The sequence below is a fragment of the Serratia sp. AS12 genome, from assembly GCF_000214195.1.
Taxonomy (GTDB): domain Bacteria; phylum Pseudomonadota; class Gammaproteobacteria; order Enterobacterales; family Enterobacteriaceae; genus Serratia; species Serratia plymuthica.
Genome location: NC_015566.1, coordinates 4541190 through 4560074, shown reverse-complemented (window position 1 = coordinate 4560074; position 18885 = coordinate 4541190). Strand labels below are relative to the sequence as shown.

Genomic DNA, 18885 nt, shown 5'->3' with positions numbered 1-18885 from the left:
GTTCCTCTGGCGGATCGCTACGCATACGCGCCAGGGCTATTATCCGCAGGGCATTATTTGCTTCACGTGAGCCACCACGTTTAATCGGTGCCCAGAAGAGGCTGGTAAGGGATTCACGTCACAGAGTGATGCCAGCGCCGCTTCACTTTTCAACCGTTCGGGGTTATCACCAGTGATCGAGAAAAGGACGCCTGTGCGCCAACACAGGCATCCTTTTTTAAGAGAAGCTTGGTTATTAATATAGAGTGTACAAGTTCGAAAACACTGTGATATCAACTTGCCAGTTCTTTTGGGTATTAACCTACAGAATAGCCACCGTCAACCGTGATAATTTGGCCAATGATAGAACGGGCATTATCCGAAGCCAGGAAAAGTGCCGTTGCAGCAATCTCCTCGGTTGTAACAATACGACCTGTAGGCATTTTACTGAGAAATTTTTCCTTCGCTATCGGATCGTTACCCACAAACCGGTCAAACATTGCTGTTGCTACTGGCCCGGGCGCAATGGCGTTAACCCGCACCCCGTCAGCGGCAACTTCAAGTGCGGCGGAGCGCGTTAATCCGTTTACTGCATGTTTACTTGCTGAATAGACGCTGCCGCCAGGAATACCGACTTGCCCAGCTTGCGATGAGAAATTAACTAAGCTGCCTGACCCCTGTTTGCACATAACCGGCAGAACATGCTTCATCACCAGTTGGGTTCCCAGCACATTGGTATCAAATACATGGCGGAAGTCTTCGACTGTGGTTCTGTCATGTGAGATAGGCTGCCCCTCTGTACCGGCAACATTAAGCAATACATCGATTTTCCCAAAAACCTGCTGCGTGTACTTAATTAATTCGGAAACCTGATTCTCAAATACGATATCGGCTAAAAAGAAGTGAATCTCAGGATTGATTTGACGTAGTTCGGTTTCTAATTCCCTACCTCTTTTTTCATTACGTCCTGAAATTATTACATTATACCCCATTTGACTGAACTTGCGGGCACATTCTTCTCCAATGCCGCTAAGCGCACCAGTAATTATGACGGTTTTTTTCTTAGACATCCTGAATCTCCATGGACTGTAAAATACCTACCCCAGTATAGATTGGGATTCAGGAAACGGAAATAAAAAATCCTGTTTTTAGTTGAGTTGTAGTTATAATGAGACGCGGTTTTAATACGTAAAACAATAATGAAAGGTATTGTTACATTATATTCATAAAACGAGAGGGTTTTTAGGTTGCAGAAATATGTTACTTATAGAGTGAAAATGACGGATTATGCTTTCGCTTTACAGTGAAAGCCCTAAAGTCCATGGGAGGACTTCCATGACCAAGATAGAGAGTAGACAGTTTTCACCTTTGGATGAGAAGAACTCACCAACCATTGAGTATTATTTAGACAACCCCGTAATACCTGCCTGCGCCGGGATAAGCCTTGTTAAAGATCTCAATCACCGCTTTGTTGCATCTAACTTATTGTTTAGCCGGTTCTCTGGTGTGGATCCATATAGGTTGCCGACTCTTGATGACTCAGACATGCCATGGGCTGAAAGAGGCGATATTTATAGGGATCATGAGAAAGCGATCCTTGCAGGTGAGGTTTACAATGTTCTTGAGCCACTCCCGGGAGTCGTTCATGCATTTTTACATACGTCTAAACAAGTTATATATGATAAAAATGGATTTCCTGCCGGGACCACGGCAACAGCTATTATTATGAATGGTTATATTGATTTTCATAATGTTACCGGTGTATCAAAAGTGTTAAAAATATCATCATACAAAGATGTGAAACTCAGTGCCAATGAGGCTAAATTGCTTTTTTTTCTTCTTAAAGGATTGAAAAGAAAACAAATATCAGAGCTTTTAAATATTAATCTTGCTAATTATGACTACTGCATGAGAAGCCTGAAAGTCAAGTTCAATGTAACTTCAAGTGTTCAGCTTATAGATGAGTGCATTAAGCTAGGGTATCAGGATACATTTCCTTTTCAGATTTTTTTCAAATAGTTATCGTGAGTCTATTGGTTTTATACTATGACTTCTCATAGGATCTTAAATCCTTCCTTTTGACACGTTAATAAAATTAATATTATTCTACTCCAACGCGTTGCTAATTAAAAAACTATAGGTAATTATCATAATACCTTGTAATATTATTGTGGCCGGATTTATTTAAATAACGGTCAGGGCATTGAAAATATGTAACACCAGGGGAATTTTCAACACTTAGCATTAGAATGATTATAATGCATAAGGTAATCTATTCTCTAAGGGAGAATAAAATGAATCGATGGCAATAAATAGAGTGTTAATATCTGTACAGATATATATATTCGAATTTTTGATATCGGTGCTGAAAATCCATATGTTCGAAGTCTATACCATATATCCTTTCTTATTGCCTGGATTAACGCCTTTTCTACGTAATAAGATAATGTGATGTAATGGTAAGTTTACCATCCCTATAAAAATTTAAAAAAGATATAGCCCTGATATTTTTTAGCGAGCTACTGCTTCAACTCACTTTCCATGGGATCTTTTTACCAGACACAAGCAGCATGTATGACAGCCTAACGGAAACTTTTTCAGTTGCGAAAAGGTTTTCCTATGGTGCGTACCCTATTGACTTGGGCAGGTAGCACCGGTGATGATTCAACGGAGTACTGCTAATGCCTTATTTAGATATACCTGAACAGGCCGCCATCATCGGTTTGGTCTGGAAGCAAACTGGTGGTAAAGGCTTTTACCGGCACCGGCAAAATGTCCGCACGGGTAGAAGAGGTAAATGTCGGAAGATCTCTAACAGTGAATGGTTCGTTTTTCAGGGATACACCGCACGTTTTAATGCCTCCACAATTGCCTTTCGCTCCTCGAATAAGTCGCTCCACTATTTTTAATGAATTTGTAGATGAGGGAATGTTGTTACTGGATGTTCATCACAGAAACGTGCGCAGTTGAGCGACCAGAGCCGCCGACTGTTCCAGAGGGATAAGGTGAGCGCAGTCGGTAAGGGTTATTTCCGTCAGGTCAGCGGTTACGCTGCGCAACTGGCCTGCCAGGGCGCTGCCTACAATGCCGCCAGCGATGGCCATGACGGGTAATTCGAGTTTGTTTTCCGTAACCATGTCTTTAATCTGACGTGCATTTTCGGGGAGGGCACGGTAATGTTCGAAACCGCAGCGCATAGCATCACGGTTGCTGTAAGCATCAATGAATGCTCTGCGAATCTCGGTTGCGACGCCTTTGCGCCCTTTAGTTCCTGACAGCAAGAATTCATCAATATATGCTGCTTCGTTACCCTCCAGAACCTTCTCGGCGAACCCAGGGACTTGATGGAAACCGAACCACCACGGTGGTCCATTTTTCACGAAGGTCTCAGCGCCAGGGAGGGTTCCGAGTAGTCCTTCCATAACTACAAGTTTGCTGGCTCTGGCAGGATGGCGTGCAGCGAGCATCCAGGAGACAGCGACGCCCAAATCAATCCCCACAATCCCTGCAGTTTGCAGCCCCAGGGCATCCAAAATCCCGGCCGCATCATCGGCAAGCGTATGCAGGTCGTAGCCCCTTTCTTCTCTTGCGCTGGCACCCAGACCGCGCAGATCGGGGGCAATGACGGTATAGTTTGATTGCATCTCCTTCATGACATCACGCCAGATTTCCCAGGTATGGGGCCAACCGTGTAAAAAGAGGATAGCCGGGCCTGAGCCGCCAGTGGCCACGTTGAGTGTTGTATTGTTGACGCCGATACGCCGAATACGAAAATGATTTGTATGTATGTTCATATACCACCTGATGGATGATTGTTACTGGAGGTGATAGCATGCCTAAGTTGTACCTTGGTATCAATTAGATACCAGAATGTCACTTAGAAACCTTGAGGTAACCATGGATTTACGAGGGCCATTTTCTATCGCTTGTCCGACCCGCGAATTGTTGGATCAACTTGCCGACAAGTGGTCAATGCTTGTGCTGATGGCAGTGAGAGAACACCCGGTGCGCTTCAACGCGCTAAAACGCGCTATAGAGGGAATTAGTCAGAAGGTGCTAACACATACATTGCGGAAACTGGAATGCAACGGACTGGTCACGAGGACGGTGTTTGCTGCGGTACCCGTCAAGGTAGAGTACAGCATCACCCCCCTCGGTGAGTCGTTGGTAATTTTACTAGCCCCCCTAAGGGAGTGGGCAATTGAAAATCTGCCTCATGTCGAACAAGCCCGTAAGCTGGCAGCGGCCAGCAGACAGCCATCAGATATTCCGTCCGAAGACTGAGTGCGGTTTGACACAGAAGACGTTAATTGAGGTCAGTTAGTGCCATATCATTAAACTGTCCCCGGACCCAGTCGGAAAAGAGCCTGACCCGTGGCGCAAGCTGGCGGTTTTCGGGCCATGCAATATGAACCGGCAGTTTATCCACTTCCCACTCATCAAACAGGCTGACAAGTTCCCCTTTTATTAACGCATCCTTCACCAGAAATGCGTAGGTTGTTACAATGCCTAATCCCGCCCGTGCAGCACACAATGCCGCAAAAGCATCGTTTACGGAAATCTGAAACGGCCCTTGAATGGCAAAAGATCCGTTATCTTTTACCAGTTGGTGCCCAAAACTCCTGCCGCTTTGCGGTGACCTGACCTGAATCAGATAATGCTTCAAAAGCTCAGACGGGTGAGTAGGTCTCCCATTCTTTTCCAGATATTGTGGTGCGGCGCAAACAGCCATCGGCAATGTTCCGAGCGAGCGTGAAATGAGCGTATCATGACGCAACGCACCAACACGGATCACGCAGTCAATCTGATTATCTATAAGGTCGCTGGTACGATTACCAATGCTTGTGATGACTTGCAGGTCCGGATAGCGGTTCATGAAATCAGGAATGCGAGGGATAAGCAGGCAGTACGCCAATGCACCTGGCATCTCAACCCTCAACTGCCCACGCCACGTTGCATCAGAGCCTGACACGCTATTATCAAGCCTTTCGGCCTGTATAAGCAGGTCCTGAGCACCTTTATAGTACACCTCTCCCTGTTCAGTCAGACGGAGCCTGCGAGATGAGCGGTGCAGCAGTTTTACACCCAGTTCTGCTTCAAGTGCCTGGATTTGTCGCGTCACCGTTGATTTAGGCAATCCGAGGCTTTCAGCCGCACGTATGAAGGCGCCGGTTTCTACAACCCGTAAGAAACTGCGCATTGTGGAAAATTTATCCATAAACCACCTTATCGTTGCTTTATTTGCAATTTAAGTTTGCCTGCTGCCCAGTTGTTCATCATGTTTCGCAAATGCGAAGATAATGCCATCAGCAGTAAATAAACGAAAGGAAAGGCTTATGAATGACCTGTTAACCTGGCAAGTGGCTGGAGCAAAAATCACAAAAATCCCGGAACAGCAGAGTACCGCCATTCCGGCGACGTCCCTGTTTCCGCAATGGAATCGTCAGACAGTTTCAGCGTTCGCTGAACATCTCAAACCGAACTGCATAGACCTGCAAACTGAAACACTAACGCTCAGTACGCACAGCTGGCTTGTTGAAAGAGACGGTAAGTTCATCATCATTGATACAGCTTCCGGTAATGGCAAGGATCGTCCGGGTAACCCTAAATTCCATCAGATGAAGAGTGACTGGCTGAAAGCACTAAGAAGCACCGGAGTTACTCCTGAGCAGGTGGACGCCGTGGTGCTGACGCATCTTCACGTCGATCACGTGGGCTGGAATACGACTTATTGTGAGGGGGAATGGATACCTACATTCCCAAATGCCCGTTACTACTTCTCAGCACAGGAATACATCTTCTATCAGGATCCAGAAAATGTAATGCGACCGAGCATTGGTGCACTGGAGGACAGTGTTATCCCGGTGGTGGCATCGGGGCAGGCAGTGCTGCTGGATGAACACGCGGCTGAGATTTTTCCCGGACTGCGTATTCACAGGACTCCGGGGCACAGCGTTGCTCACTTAGCTTTCAGCATGTCACGTGGGGGGGAAACCGCTCTGTTCTGGGGAGATATTGCGCATAGCCCTCTGCAGGTCTGTCTGCCGCAGTGGAACAGTAGCTACTGCGAGTTTCCCGATACTGCGCAGCAATCCCGCCGGGACATGCTGAGTTTTGCCGCAGAGACCGGCGCACTGGTTTTCACCTCACATTTTCCGGATCGCTCTGTCGGAAAATGCGTATCCATAAATGGCCAGCTGTGCTGGCAGCACGCGTAACAGGATAAGAACATGTCATCTTTAATGCCACTGTTTAGTGAGGCTTTCGCTATCGATTCAGATACCACAGACATTAAGCTGTGGTTGCGTCATCGGCGGTTGGCCGATATAAGCGTATTCGACACTGCGCATACGGTGATCCTGATGCACGGCGCGACCTATTCATCAGGGAGTCTATTTGATACGCAAATTGAAGGTGAATCCTTCATGGATTATCTCGCCGCCTCCGGTATGGACGTTTGGGCCCTTGATGTTCGCGGTTACGGTGGCGCATCCAGAATGGCTTCATTCGATGCCCCCGCTCTGGAAAATCCGCCTTCCGCGCGCGCCGAGGTAGCAGCAGGCGATCTCGGCAATGCCATTGATTTCATCCTTCAGCAACAGGATCTGACGCAGCTGAATATCATTGGCATGTCGTGGGGCGGAACCGTATCAGCACTCTATACCACGCTTAATCCCTGGAAAGTGCGCCGGCTTACATTGATCGCGCCGCAGTGGCTTCAGGAAGGCAAGCCTGCGCTCGACCCCGGCGGTGCCATTGGAGCATGGCGAGACATCGAAATTGATGCCATCGAAGCCCGCTGGTTGAGGAGCGTACCTGACGAGAAAAAACATGACCTTATCCCTTCTGGAGGATTCAGCCAGTGGGCCACACAAACGCTTTCTGACGAGCCCAATCCGCAGTTAAAGGTGCAGCGTAAAATCCGCGCCAGCACTGGCCCTATCCAGGATACCCGAGACTACTGGTCAGTGGGTATTCCTGTTTACGATCCGGGGGATATCAGGGTTCCGGTCCTTCTTCTGCATGGCGAGTGGGATCAGGATGTACCTGTTAATGCCACACTGAACTGGTTCCTGCGCGCTACCGGCGCACCGTGGAAACGTTGGGTAGAGATAGGTGAAGCTACCCACATGATGGTGCTGGAGAAAAACCGTAAGCAGGTTTTTGCCCTGTCCCGTGATTTTATCACCCAGATACTTAACGTCTGATCGGTAATTTTCTCACTTCTTACAACTGACCCTCGCTGGCAGGAATAGGGCGCATAGCGGGTTCCAGCGGACTGTTTTAACTTTATTAACATGGAACAAAACATGAATGCTGAACATGTATTATCTTCATCAGATGTGAAACAGATATATATTTTGATAAGCACGCGACCGGGTTTGTAATGTCCGTTCTTGGCGCCAATCCGCAGCAGCGCTATCTGATACACCTGAACAGGCCTCCATCGTCGGTTTGGTCTGGAAGCAAACTGGTGGTAAAGGCTTTTACCGGCACCGGCAAAATGTCCGCACTGGTGCGGTTCGCGTTAGCGAAGCCTGACAGCAGGATGCTCTATCTTACCTATAACCGGCAGTCAGGGACGATGCAGGGCAAATGTTGATGGACAGCGAGGGTGATGTTATCGCTGGAGGCGTGGCATGCTGAAGGCCATCAAATAGTTGCTTGTTGGGGCTCGGGATATGCCGGCAAAGCTAACGGCAATCACTTCAGGCTCACGGGGCTCCGCTGGCTACTATGCTTCAGCCTTGGTCCGCAGGAAGAGTCGATACCCCGGAAAGCAAAAAACCCGCCATAGGCGGGTTCTTCTAAATATGGTGCCCGGACTCGGAATCGAACCAAGGACACGGGGATTTTCAATCCCCTGCTCTACCGACTGAGCTATCCGGGCAACGGGGCGCATTTAACCCTATTGGCTGGATATCGTCAATCGCTTTCTGTCACAAACCCGATCGGTTGCTCTATTTTCATTCAATGGGGCGGGGCGCTGTCGAGCGTCAGCATTGGCCTGCGGTAATAGATATGCAGAAAAAATGTGTATTTATACCGTTTTGATTTTACAGGTTTTTATTTTTATTTGATAAATAACAATGAGTTATGTAACGACGACCTCAATGGGCAGTAACATAATTGTTACTTGAACCTCATAAAAAAACATGCAATCATTGCGCAAATTTTGGCACTCTACGTCCCCTAACGGTGTTTCCGCTCATTTAAGTCAGAGGATTACTGGCATGACTGGTTTTGTTACTCAAGCGCCACTGCGCACCAGACATCTGAAGATGCCATCACGCCGCCGTTACCTTTCCCGAACACAGTACGCCAAGAACGCCCTGCCGACCATGCGGTAAGGCATCTTCTGATGCTCGCTGTTAGGCATTATTAAAAATAGAGCTGCGGCTCTGATTTTACTGATGTCTATCGGACGCTGCCGATACCAGTCCCCGATAGCTGCCTGATGATCTCGCGATCATGAGCCGGTCACGGTTGCGCTTTATGCTGCAACGCCGGACATCACTTTGCCGGGATAACCTTTGTTATCTCATCGCCGTGCCCCGTGGCACCACCTCATCCTTAACCGTTTGAGAGTTAGCATTATGAAAGAATTGAAAATAGCAACAAGCGCCAGCCTGGTCGCCACGATTGAAACGCTGCGCCAGATTGTCCGCATTGAACAGACGGACTATACCGATGTGGCCGCGGTGGTCGTGTCGGTTGATGACGTTAACGCCGGTATTTTGGCGCAGCTGAAAGCCACCGGATTCGAGATCCCAACGTTTGTTGCTGTTGAAGGGGATGAACATCTCTCCCCGGACTACCTGCCGTTTATTACCGGCGTTTTTGCCCTGGCCGGCGCCAGCAAGGCGTTCTATATGGCGCAGCTGGAAGCCGCTGCGGACGCCTACGAGCAGGCGCTGCTGCCGCCGTTTTTCAAAACGCTGAAGACTTACGTGGAGATGGAAAACTCCACCTTCGCCTGCCCGGGGCATCAGGGCGGGGAGTTTTTCCGCAAGCACCCGGCCGGCCGGAAGTTTTTCGAATTCTACGGTGAAACGCTTTTCCGTTCCGACATGTGCAACGCCGACGTCAAGTTGGGCGACCTGCTGATCCACGAAGGCTCGGCCAAGGATGCGCAAAAGCATGCGGCGCGGGTCTTCAACGCCGATAAAACCTATTTCGTGCTCAACGGCACTTCGGCGGCCAACAAGGTGGTGACCAATGCGCTGCTGACCCGCGGCGATCTGGTGCTGTTCGATCGCAACAACCATAAATCCAACCACCACGGCGCGCTGATCCAGGCCGGGGCGACGCCGGTGTATCTGGAAACCGCGCGCAATCCGTTTGGTTTTATCGGCGGCATCGATTCACGTTGCTTTGACGAGCGCTATCTGCGTGAGCAAATTCGTGAGGTGGCGCCGGAGAAGGCCAATGCGGCGCGGCCGTTCCGCCTGGCGATCATTCAGCTCGGTACTTACGATGGCACTATCTATAATGCGCGCCAGGTGATCGACACCATCGGCCATCTGTGCGATTACATCCTGTTTGACTCCGCCTGGGTGGGTTACGAAGGCTTTATCCCGATGCTGAAAGAGTGCTCGCCGCTGTTGCTGGAGCTGGATGAACTCGATCCGGGTATTTTCGTTACCCAGTCGGTGCATAAGCAGCAGGCAGGTTTCTCGCAGACCTCACAGATCCACAAGAAAGACGATCATATCAAGGGCCAGAAGCGCCACTGTAACCACAAGCACCTTAATAACGCTTTCATGTTGCATGCCTCGACCAGCCCGTTCTACCCGCTGTTCGCTGCGCTTGACGTTAACGCCAAGATGCATGCCGGGGCCGCCGGCCGTCGCATGTGGATGGACTGCGTAAAGCTCGGTATCGAGACGCGCAAGCAACTGCTGGAACGCTGTTCCCAGCTCCGGCCGTTTATTCCGTTGCAGGTAGCGGGCAAGGACTGGCAGGATTACGATACTGACCTGATCGCCAACGACGCCCGTTTCTTCAATTTTGTGCCGGGCGAGACGTGGCACGGTTTCGAAGGTTATGCGCAGGACCAGTATCTGGTCGATCCGTGCAAGCTGCTGCTGACCACGCCGGGCATCGACGCGGCCACCGGCCAATACACCGAGTTCGGCGTGCCGGCCACCATTCTGGCCAACTTCCTGCGTGAGAACGGCATAGTGCCGGAGAAATGCGATCTTAATTCGATCCTGTTCCTGCTGACCCCGGCGGAAAATCCGGCCAAGATGGAGCACCTGGTCGATATGCTGGTGCGGTTCGAACGCTACGTGGAAGAAGACGCGCCGCTGAGCGAAGTGTTGCCGACGGTGTACCGCAAGAACGAGCAGCGCTACCGCGGCTATACCCTCCGCCAGCTGTGTCAGGAAATGCACGATCTGTACGTCAGCTTCGACGTTAAGCAGCTGCAAAAAGAGATGTTCCGCCAGAACCATTTCCCGCAGGTGGTGATGAACCCGCAGGACGCCAACGTGGAGTTTATTCGCGACAACGTCGAGCTGGTGCCGATCGGCCAGGCTGAAGGGCGCATTGCGGCGGAAGGCGCGTTGCCGTACCCGCCGGGCGTGCTGTGCGTGGTGCCGGGGGAAGTGTGGGGCGGAGCGGTGCAGCGTTACTTCCTGGCGCTGGAAGACGGCATCAACCGTCTGCCAGGCTTCTCGCCGGAGCTGCAGGGCGTGTATATCGAGAAAAAAGATCACGGCTGGAAACGCATTTTCGGCTATATGATCAAGCAGTAAACGCGCCTCGGGCCGCTTTGCCGCAATAATTAAGAGAGGCCTGCTTCCCGCAGGCGCCGCCACAGCGTGGTGCGGCTGATGCCGAGGTACTGCGCTGTCGCGGCGCGATCGCCATTAAATTGCGCCAGAGCGGCCTTAACGTCTGATATGACGGGCGCAGGTGGCTCGGGCGATAACCCGACGCAAACCAGCTCCGGCAGCCAGCCGCAGAGCTTCTGTTCACTCAATGCCTCCGAGGGTTCGGCGCTTAAAAACAGCGCCAGCCGCTGCATCATGTTACGCAACTCGCGAATATTCCCGGGCCAGCTATAGCCCTGCAACCGTTGTCGGCAGGAAAAAACGCCCTGCATCCAGGCGGCGGTAAATGGCACGCTCAGCTCCGCCAGCGCCTGTTTCAGATACCACTGGGCCAGTTCCATGACATCCTGCTCTCGCTCACGCAGCGCGGGCAGGCTCAGGCGCAGCGTATTGAGCCGATAAAACAGATCGGGGCGAAACTCGCTGCGGCTTACTGCGTTTTCCAGGCTGCAGTGGGTGGCGCTGATAATGCGCACCTTCACCGGGATAGGGCGCTGTCCGCCAACCCGGGTGATTTCTTTTTCTTCCAGCACGCGCAGCAAGCGGCTCTGCAGAGGCAGCGGCATTTCACCGATCTCATCGAGAAACAGCGTGCCCCCATCGGCCGTTTCAAACAGGCCGGCGCGCCCACCGCGGCGGGAGCCGGTAAACGCCCCCTCTTCATAACCGAATAACTCCGCCTCCAGCAGCGATTCGGCAATGGCGCCGCAGTTGATGGCAACGAACGGAGCCGCCGCACGGCGGGAAAAGTATTCCTGATGAATGGCCTGGGCGGCCAACTCTTTACCGGTGCCGGTTTCCCCCTGGATGAGTACCGCGGCGGATGAGCGGCCATAAAGCGCGATCGTGCGGCGAACGCTCTCCATCATTGGTGAATCGCCGCGCAGGTGGTTTATCCCATAACGCGCGCGCAGGGTTTCGCGGCCAGAGGCGGGCTTGCGCGGTTGGGCCGCGCCTTGCAAGGAACGTGTCCTGCTCAGCGCTTCGTGAAAGGCCTGGCGCACCGTGGCGGTCGAATAGATGAGCACGCCTGCAAGCCCCGCTTCCTGAGCCAGATCGGTAATCAGCCCGGCGCCGACCACCGCCTGAACGCCTTTCGCTTTTAATTCATTGAGTTGCTCGCGCGCTTCTTCTTTAGTGACGTAGCTGCGCTGTTCCAGTTGCAAATCAAACGCGTGCTGAAATTCCAGCAGCTCCGGCAGCGTTTTTTTATAGGTAATGATGCCTACTGACGAGGCCATGCGGCGCGCCTTGGCCAATGCCTGAACGATGTCAAAACCGCCCGGTTTGATCAGCACCACCGGCACGGAAAGGCGGCTTTTCAAATAGGCGCCATTGGAGCCTGCGGCAATGATGACGTCGCAGCGCTCGGTGAGTAATTTTTGGCGGATATGCTGCACGGCTTTTTCAAAGCCCAGTTGAATGGGTGTGATGCTTGCCAGGCTGTCGAATTCCAGGCTGATATCCCGCAGCAAGTCAAACAGGCGCGTGACGGAGACGATCCAGATGGCGGGTTTGTCGCCGGCGCCGTCCGGTAGATCTGAAGAGTAAGCCATAGGATCAGTACGCATGCGGAAACATAGCTATTGTTGTAGGCGCGTTTCACGCATGTTTCAAGCCAAGGGTGTGAAACGTTTCATGAAACGTTAACCGGGGCGCATTTTTTGAAATGGCGGCCTGGCTCAGCGAAGAGGTTTTATTATCTGATTGATTAACATTGTTTTTTTAGAACGTCGATTTTAAGCCAAGGTTGGTACGTCCCTTGCTTTATTGCCGACACCTGAAAATCACAGCTGTCTGCAAGAGGATAAGCCTATGACATCCCTCTCTCCGGGCCAGGCCTTTCGTGCCGCATTAAGTAAAGAAAGCCCGTTGCAAATTGTCGGGACCATCAATGCAAACCATGCGCTGCTGGCGCAACGCGCCGGTTTTCAAGCCATCTATCTTTCCGGCGGCGGAGTGGCGGCCGGCTCGCTGGGGCTGCCCGATTTAGGCATCTCCACGCTTGATGATGTGCTGACCGATGTGCGGCGGATAACCGACGTTTGCCCGTTGCCGCTGTTGGTTGACGCGGACATTGGATTCGGCGCTTCGGCCTTCAACGTGGCGCGCACCGTGAAGGCTATCGGCAAGGCCGGCGCGGCGGCGCTGCATATCGAAGATCAGGTTGGCGCCAAGCGTTGCGGGCACCGGCCAAATAAGGCCATTGTTTCTACGGCGGAGATGGTCGATCGCATCAAGGCGGCGGTGGATGCCCGCACCGATCCCAATTTTGCCATCATGGCGCGCACCGATGCGCTGGCCGTGGAAGGGATTGAGGCGGCGCTCGATCGCGCCCGGGCCTATATCGAAGCCGGGGCGGATATGCTGTTTCCCGAGGCGGTGACCGAGCTGGAGATCTACCGTCGATTCGCCGGCGCGGTGCAGGTGCCCATTTTGGCCAATATCACCGAGTTCGGCGCGACGCCGCTGTTTACTACTGAAGAATTGAAAAGCGCGCATGTTGCGATGGCGCTCTATCCTTTATCTGCATTCCGCGCCATGAATCGTGCGGCGGAAAATGTTTATCGGGTTCTGCGCCGGGAAGGCACGCAAAAAAACGTCATCGACCAAATGCAAACTCGTCACGAGCTTTACGAGAGCATTGGTTACTACCAGTTCGAAGAGAAATTGGATGCCTTATTTGCCCGCGAACGCGGCGAATAAGGTTTTCTTCGCCAATATCACAGAGAGGCTGACATGACAGAGACAACGCCCCAACAGACACCGTCAGGCAATAAACCGAAAAAATCCGTTGCCTTATCTGGCGTGGTCGCGGGCAATACCGCGCTGTGTACCGTGGGCAGAAACGGCAACGATTTGCACTACCGCGGTTATGACATTCTCGAGCTGGCGCATTATTGTGAATTTGAAGAGGTGGCTTATTTGCTGATCCACGGCAAATTGCCCACCCGGCACGAGCTGGACGCTTATAAGGTCAAGCTAAAAGCGCTGCGTGACGTGCCGATGAACGTTAAAACGGTGCTGGAAGCGCTGCCCGCCGCCTCGCATCCGATGGACGTCATGCGTACCGGTGTCTCCGCATTGGGCTGCGTTTTGCCGGAGAAAGATGCGCATGGCACCCCGGGCGCCCGCGATATTGCCGACAAACTCCTGGCCTCGCTCGGTTCCATGCTGCTGTACTGGTATCACTATAGCCACAACGGCAAACGCATTGAGACGGAAACGGATGACGACTCGATTGGCGGCCATTTCCTCCATTTGCTGCATGGCGCCAAGCCCACGGAAAGCTGGGAAAAGGCGATGCACGCCTCGCTGGTGCTCTACGCCGAACATGAGTTCAACGCTTCTACCTTTACTGGCCGGGTCATTGCCGGTACAGGTTCGGACATTTATTCGGCGATTGCCGGCGCCATTGGCGCGCTGCGTGGCCCTAAACACGGCGGTGCCAATGAAGTCTCTCTGGAAATCCAGCAGCGTTATGAAACGCCGGAAGAGGCGGAGACCGACATCCGCAGACGCATCGAAAACAAAGAGGTGATCATCGGTTTTGGCCACCCGGTGTATACCCTCGCCGATCCCCGCCATCAGGTCATCAAACGCATTGCACATCAGTTGTCGCAGGAGGCGGGGCAGTCGAAGCTGTTCAATATCGCCGACCGATTGGAGAGCGTGCTGTGGGAAACCAAAAAAATGTTCCCTAACCTCGATTGGTTCTCGGCGGTCTCTTACAACATGATGGGCGTGCCCGCTGAAATGTTCACGCCGCTGTTTGTCATCGCCCGCGTTACCGGTTGGTCGGCGCATATTATTGAGCAGCGCCTCGACAACAAGATTATCCGGCCCGCGGCGGCCTATATCGGCCCGGAGGAACGCGCTTTTGTGCCCCTCGATCAGCGTCAATAAACCGGCGGCCGCATGGCGCCGCATTTGCCAATAATCATAAAACAGGAAGATAGCCTTATGTCCGCCTCCGTGCTCAATATCCGTCCGGATTTCGATCGTGAAATGGTCGATATTGTTGATTATGTTATGAATTTTGAGATTTCATCTGCACTGGCATATGAAACCGCGCACTATTGCTTTCTCGATACGCTGGGATGCGGCCTGGAAGCGCTGCAATATCCGGCCTGCAGGAAGCTGCTTGGGCCAATAGTGCCGGGTACCCAGGTGCCCCACGGCGCACGCGTTCCGGGGACCCAGTTTCAGCTCGATCCGGTGCAGGCGGCCTTCAATATTGGCACCATGATCCGCTGGCTCGATTTTAACGATACCTGGCTGGCGGCTGAGTGGGGGCACCCTTCGGATAATCTGGGCGGGATCCTGGCGGTGGCGGACTGGCTATCGCGCAATGCGGTGGCCGGTGGGAAAGAGCCTCTGACTATCGGGCAAGTACTGGGCGGCATGATCAAGGCCCATGAAATTCAGGGCTGCATTGCGCTGGAGAACTCCTTTAACCGCGTCGGCCTGGATCATGTTTTGCTGGTGAAAGTCGCTTCCACGGCGGTGGTGGCAGAGATGTTGGGGTTGTCCCGCGACGAAATCCTCAACGCCGTCTCGCTGGCCTGGGTGGATGGCCAGGCGCTGCGTACCTACCGCCATTCACCCAATACCGGCACGCGCAAGTCCTGGGCCGCCGGCGACGCCACCTCACGCGCAGTGCGGCTGGCACTGATGGCGCAAACGGGTGAGATGGGTTATCCCTCGGCGCTCAGCGCCAAGACCTGGGGATTTTGCGACGTGCTGTTCAACGGCGAACCGCTGCGCTTTCAGCGCCCCTATGGCTCTTACGTGATGGAAAACGTGCTGTTCAAGATCGCTTTCCCGGCGGAGTTCCATGCCCAGACGGCGGTAGAAGCCGCCATGACGCTGCATCAACGGATGTTGGCGGCAGGCAAAAGCGCAGCGGATATCAGCAAAGTGAGCATTCGCACTCATGAAGCCTGCATCCGCATTATCGATAAGCAGGGGCCGCTTGATAACCCGGCGGATCGCGATCACTGCATTCAGTATATGGTGGCTATCGCGCTGCTGTTCGGGCGCCTGCACGCCGCCGATTACGAAGACAATGTGGCGCAGGATCAACGCATCGACAGCTTGCGCGCCAAGATCGGGTGTGTGGAAGATCCCGCTTTTACCGCCGACTACCACGATCCCGAGAAGCGTTCTATCGCTAACGCCATTACGTTGGAATTTAGCGACGGCAGCCGCTTCGAGGAGGTGGAGGTGCAATACCCGATCGGGCACGCCCGCCGTCGCCAGGACGGTATCCCTTTGCTGATTGAAAAATTCACCACTAACCTGGGGCGCCAGTTCCCGCTCCGGCAGCAGCAGCGGATTTTGGCTATCTCTTTGGATCGGCGGCGTTTAGAGCAGATGCCGGTGCATGAATACCTCGATCTGTACGTGATTTAAACGCCGTATCTGCAGCGATAAGCCGAAAAAAGGGCCGGTTTTTATGCCGGCCCTGATTATTTTCCGCCTGGAGCGTATTACTTCCTGCGATAACTCTTCTGCGCGTTGTTCACCTTCACCAGATAACGGCGTGACTCGCTGGCCGGGTGTTTGGTGGTCAGCGTCTGGTAAATGTCACCCGGCTGCATGCCGTTGATGATACTCACCGCACGGGTTCTGTCGCTGGAGAACACCCGCAACACGCTGCCTGCGCCGCCGTTATAGGCGGTGATCACCGCATAGCGGCGCGAGGTCGGGTTCTGAATGCCGCCCAGATAGTTGTTTTGCAGGATTGCCAGATATGCGGTACCGGTGTCGATGTTGTTCTCCGGATCGAACAGGTAACTGCGGCTTGGCGTGCCCCATTTCCCGCGCATCTGGAACACGTCTTTACCGGCGGTATGCTGCACAACCTGCATCAGGCCGAGCGCATCCGAACCGCTTACCGCATACGGGTTAAAGCTGGATTCGGTTTGCATGATCGCCAGGATCAGCGACTCTTCCACGCCGTATTTCTCCGACGCCTTGCGTACCATCGGCAGGTATTTGTGCGCACGCTGATCCAGGTGGTTTGGCACCAGCTGAATGGTGACCGAGTAAATCACGTGCAGGCCGGAGGTGCGTTTTTGCAGCTTGGTTTGCAGCAGATAGTCGGCAAAGTGCGCCGCACGCCATTCCCAACGGATCGGCGCGCCTTTGTTATCCAGCACCTGGCCGTACAGGAACGGCTCTTTACTGATCTGGATATCGTTGACGTCGGAATAGAGATCGATTGAACCCGGATCGTCCCCCATCAGCAGGGTGCTGATGATAGCCTGGCGCAGGTGCGCGGCAGGATCGGTGGTGGCGATGGTTTCAATGGTAATCGCGCCAGAATCAAAGTTGATGTGGCTACGAGTTTCATACTGATCGGTATATTTAACGTAATCTTTTGGCCCGGCGATCAGAACCTCGTTCAGACCCCAGATATTCTCGATGTTGTGGGCAAATTGGCCCATCAGGATCTCGAAGCCGTTAGTGTCTTTGACCCAGGCTTCGTTGACTTCGTCGGTTTTCTTGCCGGAACAGGAAATCAGCAATGGCGCTATTACTAGCAAAGCTAAAATTTTCTTCATCTTAAAGCCGTATACGAGAAGTTTTGGAAGGGCCAGCGCCTGGCCCCAACAGCATTATTCGCTCGGTGGCGTATAGCCTTCGATATGGACGTCGTGCCCTTCGAACAGGAATTTGACCATTTCGGCTTCCAGCAGTTTGCGGTCATCCACATTCATCATGTTCAGCTTTTTCTCGTTGATCAGCATGGTCTGTTTTTTCATCCATTCGGCCCAGGCCTCTTTCGAGATCTCGTTATAGATGCGTTTGCCGATGTCCCCTGGATAAAGTTGGAAGTCCTGCCCTTCGGCATCGCGCTGCAAGAAGGTACAAAAAATGGTTCTGCTCATGCTAATTCCTCATCAATGGCGCTAGCGCCAAATAAACCCTGTTGGAGCGGGGAGTGTTTTGCCAACTGTTGTAACAGGCGGTCAACCGGCGCTGCCAGCCCGACGGCGGGCGGTTGCGCCAGGTTATACCAGAGACCGACCCCCTCATCCATACTGCCGCCAGCATCGTTCATTTCCAGCCACATTGGCACGATATCGAGATGAAAATGGCTGAAAGTATGGCGAAATGCGGTCAACTGCTCCAGGCGATTGCCTTTCAGACCGCGCTGTTGCAGCCAGAGTTCCATCTCTTCGCGTTCGCTGAACTGCGGGAAGCAAAACAGCCCACCCCACAGCCCTACGGCCGGGCGTTGTTCCAGCCAGGCCCGCTCGCCGTTTTGCAGCAATAAGAAGTAGGCGGTTTTTTCCGGCAGCGTCTGCTTCGGTTTTTTGCCGGGGTATTTTGCCCAACTGTGGTTAGCGTAAGCGATGCAGCCGGTATTCAGGGGGCACAGCTCGCATTTGGGTTTGGAGCGAGTGCAGACCATCGCCCCCAGATCCATCATCGCCTGATTGAACTGGCCGACACCCTTGGCCGGGGTGACGTCTTCACTGATCCGCCACAGGCGGTTCTCTACGTCTTTCTTGCCCGGCCAGCCCTCAACCGCATAGCAGCGGGCCAGCACGCGCTTCACGTTGCCGTCGAGGATCGGATAGTGTTGACCGAGCGCCAGCGACAGCACCGCACCGGCGGTTGAGCGGCCGATGCCGGGCAAAGCGGCGATTTCTTCAAAGGTTGTCGGGAACTCGCCGCCGTGCTGTGCGACAATGGTCTGCGCCGCCTTATGCAGGTTGCGCGCGCGAGCGTAGTAGCCCAGGCCGGTCCACAGGTGCAGCACTTCGTCCAGCGGCGCTTCTGCCAAGGCGCGTACGTTGGGAAAGCGCGCCATAAAACGCTGAAAGTAAGGAATAACGGTGGCAACCTGAGTTTGTTGCAACATGACCTCGGAGAGCCATACTTGATAGGCGGTCTTATCAAGCTGCCACGGCAGGGTTTTACGGCCGTAACGCTGGTACCAGTCAAGCACTACCTGTGCGAACTGTTGTGCTTGCATCATAAGCAGATTCGATATCCGGCAGAAAATGAAGCGAGATTGCAGCATAGAGTCATGTTGCTGTAAACCGGAACTTTC

The 18885-nt window shown here is 53.0% G+C and carries 15 protein-coding genes, 1 tRNA gene and 1 pseudogene; 8 read left to right on the top strand and 9 right to left on the bottom strand.

Annotation, left to right across the window (positions count from 1 at the left end; all coding sequences use genetic code 11):
• Window positions 1-13: 13 nt before the first annotated feature.
• Both SERAS12_RS26680 and SERAS12_RS21265 read right to left on the bottom strand, forming a co-directional pair.
• Window positions 14-177, bottom strand: a pseudogene (locus tag SERAS12_RS26680) (transposase); the annotation flags it as partial.
• Window positions 178-296: 119 nt separating this feature from the next.
• Window positions 297-1049 (bottom strand): SDR family NAD(P)-dependent oxidoreductase, encoded by a 753-nt coding sequence (locus tag SERAS12_RS21265; RefSeq protein ID WP_013814507.1) that lies wholly within the window; start codon window positions 1047-1049, stop codon window positions 297-299.
• Window positions 1050-1314: 265 nt separating this feature from the next.
• Here SERAS12_RS21265 and SERAS12_RS21260 point away from each other — a divergent pair, with 265 nt between their 5' ends.
• Window positions 1315-1998: a LuxR family transcriptional regulator gene (locus SERAS12_RS21260; protein WP_013814506.1), complete on the top strand. Its 684-nt coding sequence runs from the start codon at window positions 1315-1317 to the stop codon at window positions 1996-1998.
• A 929-nt stretch (window positions 1999-2927) separates the two neighbouring features.
• On the opposite strand, the gene SERAS12_RS21255 is transcribed toward SERAS12_RS21260, so the two are convergent.
• Window positions 2928-3773, bottom strand: coding sequence for an alpha/beta fold hydrolase (locus tag SERAS12_RS21255; RefSeq protein WP_013814504.1), 846 nt, complete (start codon window positions 3771-3773; stop codon window positions 2928-2930).
• A gap of 103 nt (window positions 3774-3876) precedes the next feature.
• On the opposite strand from SERAS12_RS21255, the gene SERAS12_RS21250 reads away from it, so the two are divergent.
• Window positions 3877-4263 (top strand): helix-turn-helix domain-containing protein, encoded by a 387-nt coding sequence (locus SERAS12_RS21250; protein WP_013814503.1) that lies wholly within the window; start codon window positions 3877-3879, stop codon window positions 4261-4263.
• Window positions 4264-4285: 22 nt separating this feature from the next.
• Here SERAS12_RS21250 and SERAS12_RS21245 read toward each other — a convergent pair whose 3' ends face one another.
• On the bottom strand, window positions 4286-5197 hold the full coding sequence (locus SERAS12_RS21245) for a LysR family transcriptional regulator (protein WP_013814502.1): 912 nt from the start codon (window positions 5195-5197) through the stop codon (window positions 4286-4288).
• A gap of 118 nt (window positions 5198-5315) precedes the next feature.
• Here SERAS12_RS21245 and SERAS12_RS21240 point away from each other — a divergent pair, with 118 nt between their 5' ends.
• A complete protein-coding gene (locus SERAS12_RS21240) occupies window positions 5316-6197 on the top strand; it encodes an MBL fold metallo-hydrolase (RefSeq protein ID WP_013814501.1) in 882 nt (293 codons plus the stop codon).
• A gap of 12 nt (window positions 6198-6209) precedes the next feature.
• Window positions 6210-7187, top strand: coding sequence for an alpha/beta hydrolase (locus tag SERAS12_RS21235; protein WP_013814500.1), 978 nt, complete (start codon window positions 6210-6212; stop codon window positions 7185-7187).
• A 607-nt stretch (window positions 7188-7794) separates the two neighbouring features.
• On the opposite strand, the gene SERAS12_RS21230 is transcribed toward SERAS12_RS21235, so the two are convergent.
• Window positions 7795-7870: transfer RNA gene (locus SERAS12_RS21230), tRNA-Phe, on the bottom strand.
• Between the two features lie 706 nt (window positions 7871-8576).
• Here SERAS12_RS21230 and speF point away from each other — a divergent pair.
• Window positions 8577-10739, top strand: coding sequence for an ornithine decarboxylase SpeF (gene speF, locus SERAS12_RS21225; RefSeq protein WP_013814499.1), 2163 nt, complete (start codon window positions 8577-8579; stop codon window positions 10737-10739).
• Window positions 10740-10768: 29 nt separating this feature from the next.
• Here speF and prpR read toward each other — a convergent pair whose 3' ends face one another.
• Window positions 10769-12373, bottom strand: coding sequence for a propionate catabolism operon regulatory protein PrpR (gene prpR / locus SERAS12_RS21220; protein WP_013814498.1), 1605 nt, complete (start codon window positions 12371-12373; stop codon window positions 10769-10771).
• A 259-nt stretch (window positions 12374-12632) separates the two neighbouring features.
• Between prpR and prpB the strand changes: the two genes are divergently transcribed.
• Genes prpB through SERAS12_RS21205 form a run of 3 tightly spaced genes read left to right on the top strand, consistent with a single transcriptional unit; the run spans window position 12633 to window position 16232 of the window.
• Window positions 12633-13523: a methylisocitrate lyase gene (gene prpB, locus SERAS12_RS21215; RefSeq protein WP_013814497.1), complete on the top strand. Its 891-nt coding sequence runs from the start codon at window positions 12633-12635 to the stop codon at window positions 13521-13523.
• Window positions 13524-13556: 33 nt separating this feature from the next.
• Window positions 13557-14723, top strand: coding sequence for a 2-methylcitrate synthase (prpC, locus tag SERAS12_RS21210; RefSeq protein ID WP_013814496.1), 1167 nt, complete (start codon window positions 13557-13559; stop codon window positions 14721-14723).
• A 57-nt stretch (window positions 14724-14780) separates the two neighbouring features.
• Complete coding sequence (locus SERAS12_RS21205) at window positions 14781-16232, top strand: bifunctional 2-methylcitrate dehydratase/aconitate hydratase (RefSeq protein WP_013814495.1); 1452 nt, start codon at window positions 14781-14783, stop codon at window positions 16230-16232.
• Window positions 16233-16309: 77 nt separating this feature from the next.
• On the opposite strand, the gene mltC is transcribed toward SERAS12_RS21205, so the two are convergent.
• From mltC to mutY, 3 genes are read right to left on the bottom strand one after another with little or no spacing between them, the layout of a single operon-like run.
• Window positions 16310-17386 carry a membrane-bound lytic murein transglycosylase MltC gene (mltC, locus tag SERAS12_RS21200; protein WP_013814494.1) on the bottom strand — a complete coding sequence of 359 codons (1077 nt, stop codon included), beginning with the start codon at window positions 17384-17386 and terminating at the stop codon, window positions 16310-16312.
• Window positions 17387-17440: 54 nt separating this feature from the next.
• Window positions 17441-17713, bottom strand: coding sequence for an oxidative damage protection protein (locus tag SERAS12_RS21195; RefSeq protein WP_004948040.1), 273 nt, complete (start codon window positions 17711-17713; stop codon window positions 17441-17443).
• A complete protein-coding gene (mutY, locus tag SERAS12_RS21190) occupies window positions 17710-18810 on the bottom strand; it encodes an A/G-specific adenine glycosylase (RefSeq protein ID WP_371105480.1) in 1101 nt (366 codons plus the stop codon). The genes SERAS12_RS21195 and mutY overlap by 4 nt, the downstream gene beginning before the upstream one ends.
• Window positions 18811-18885 lie beyond the last annotated feature (75 nt).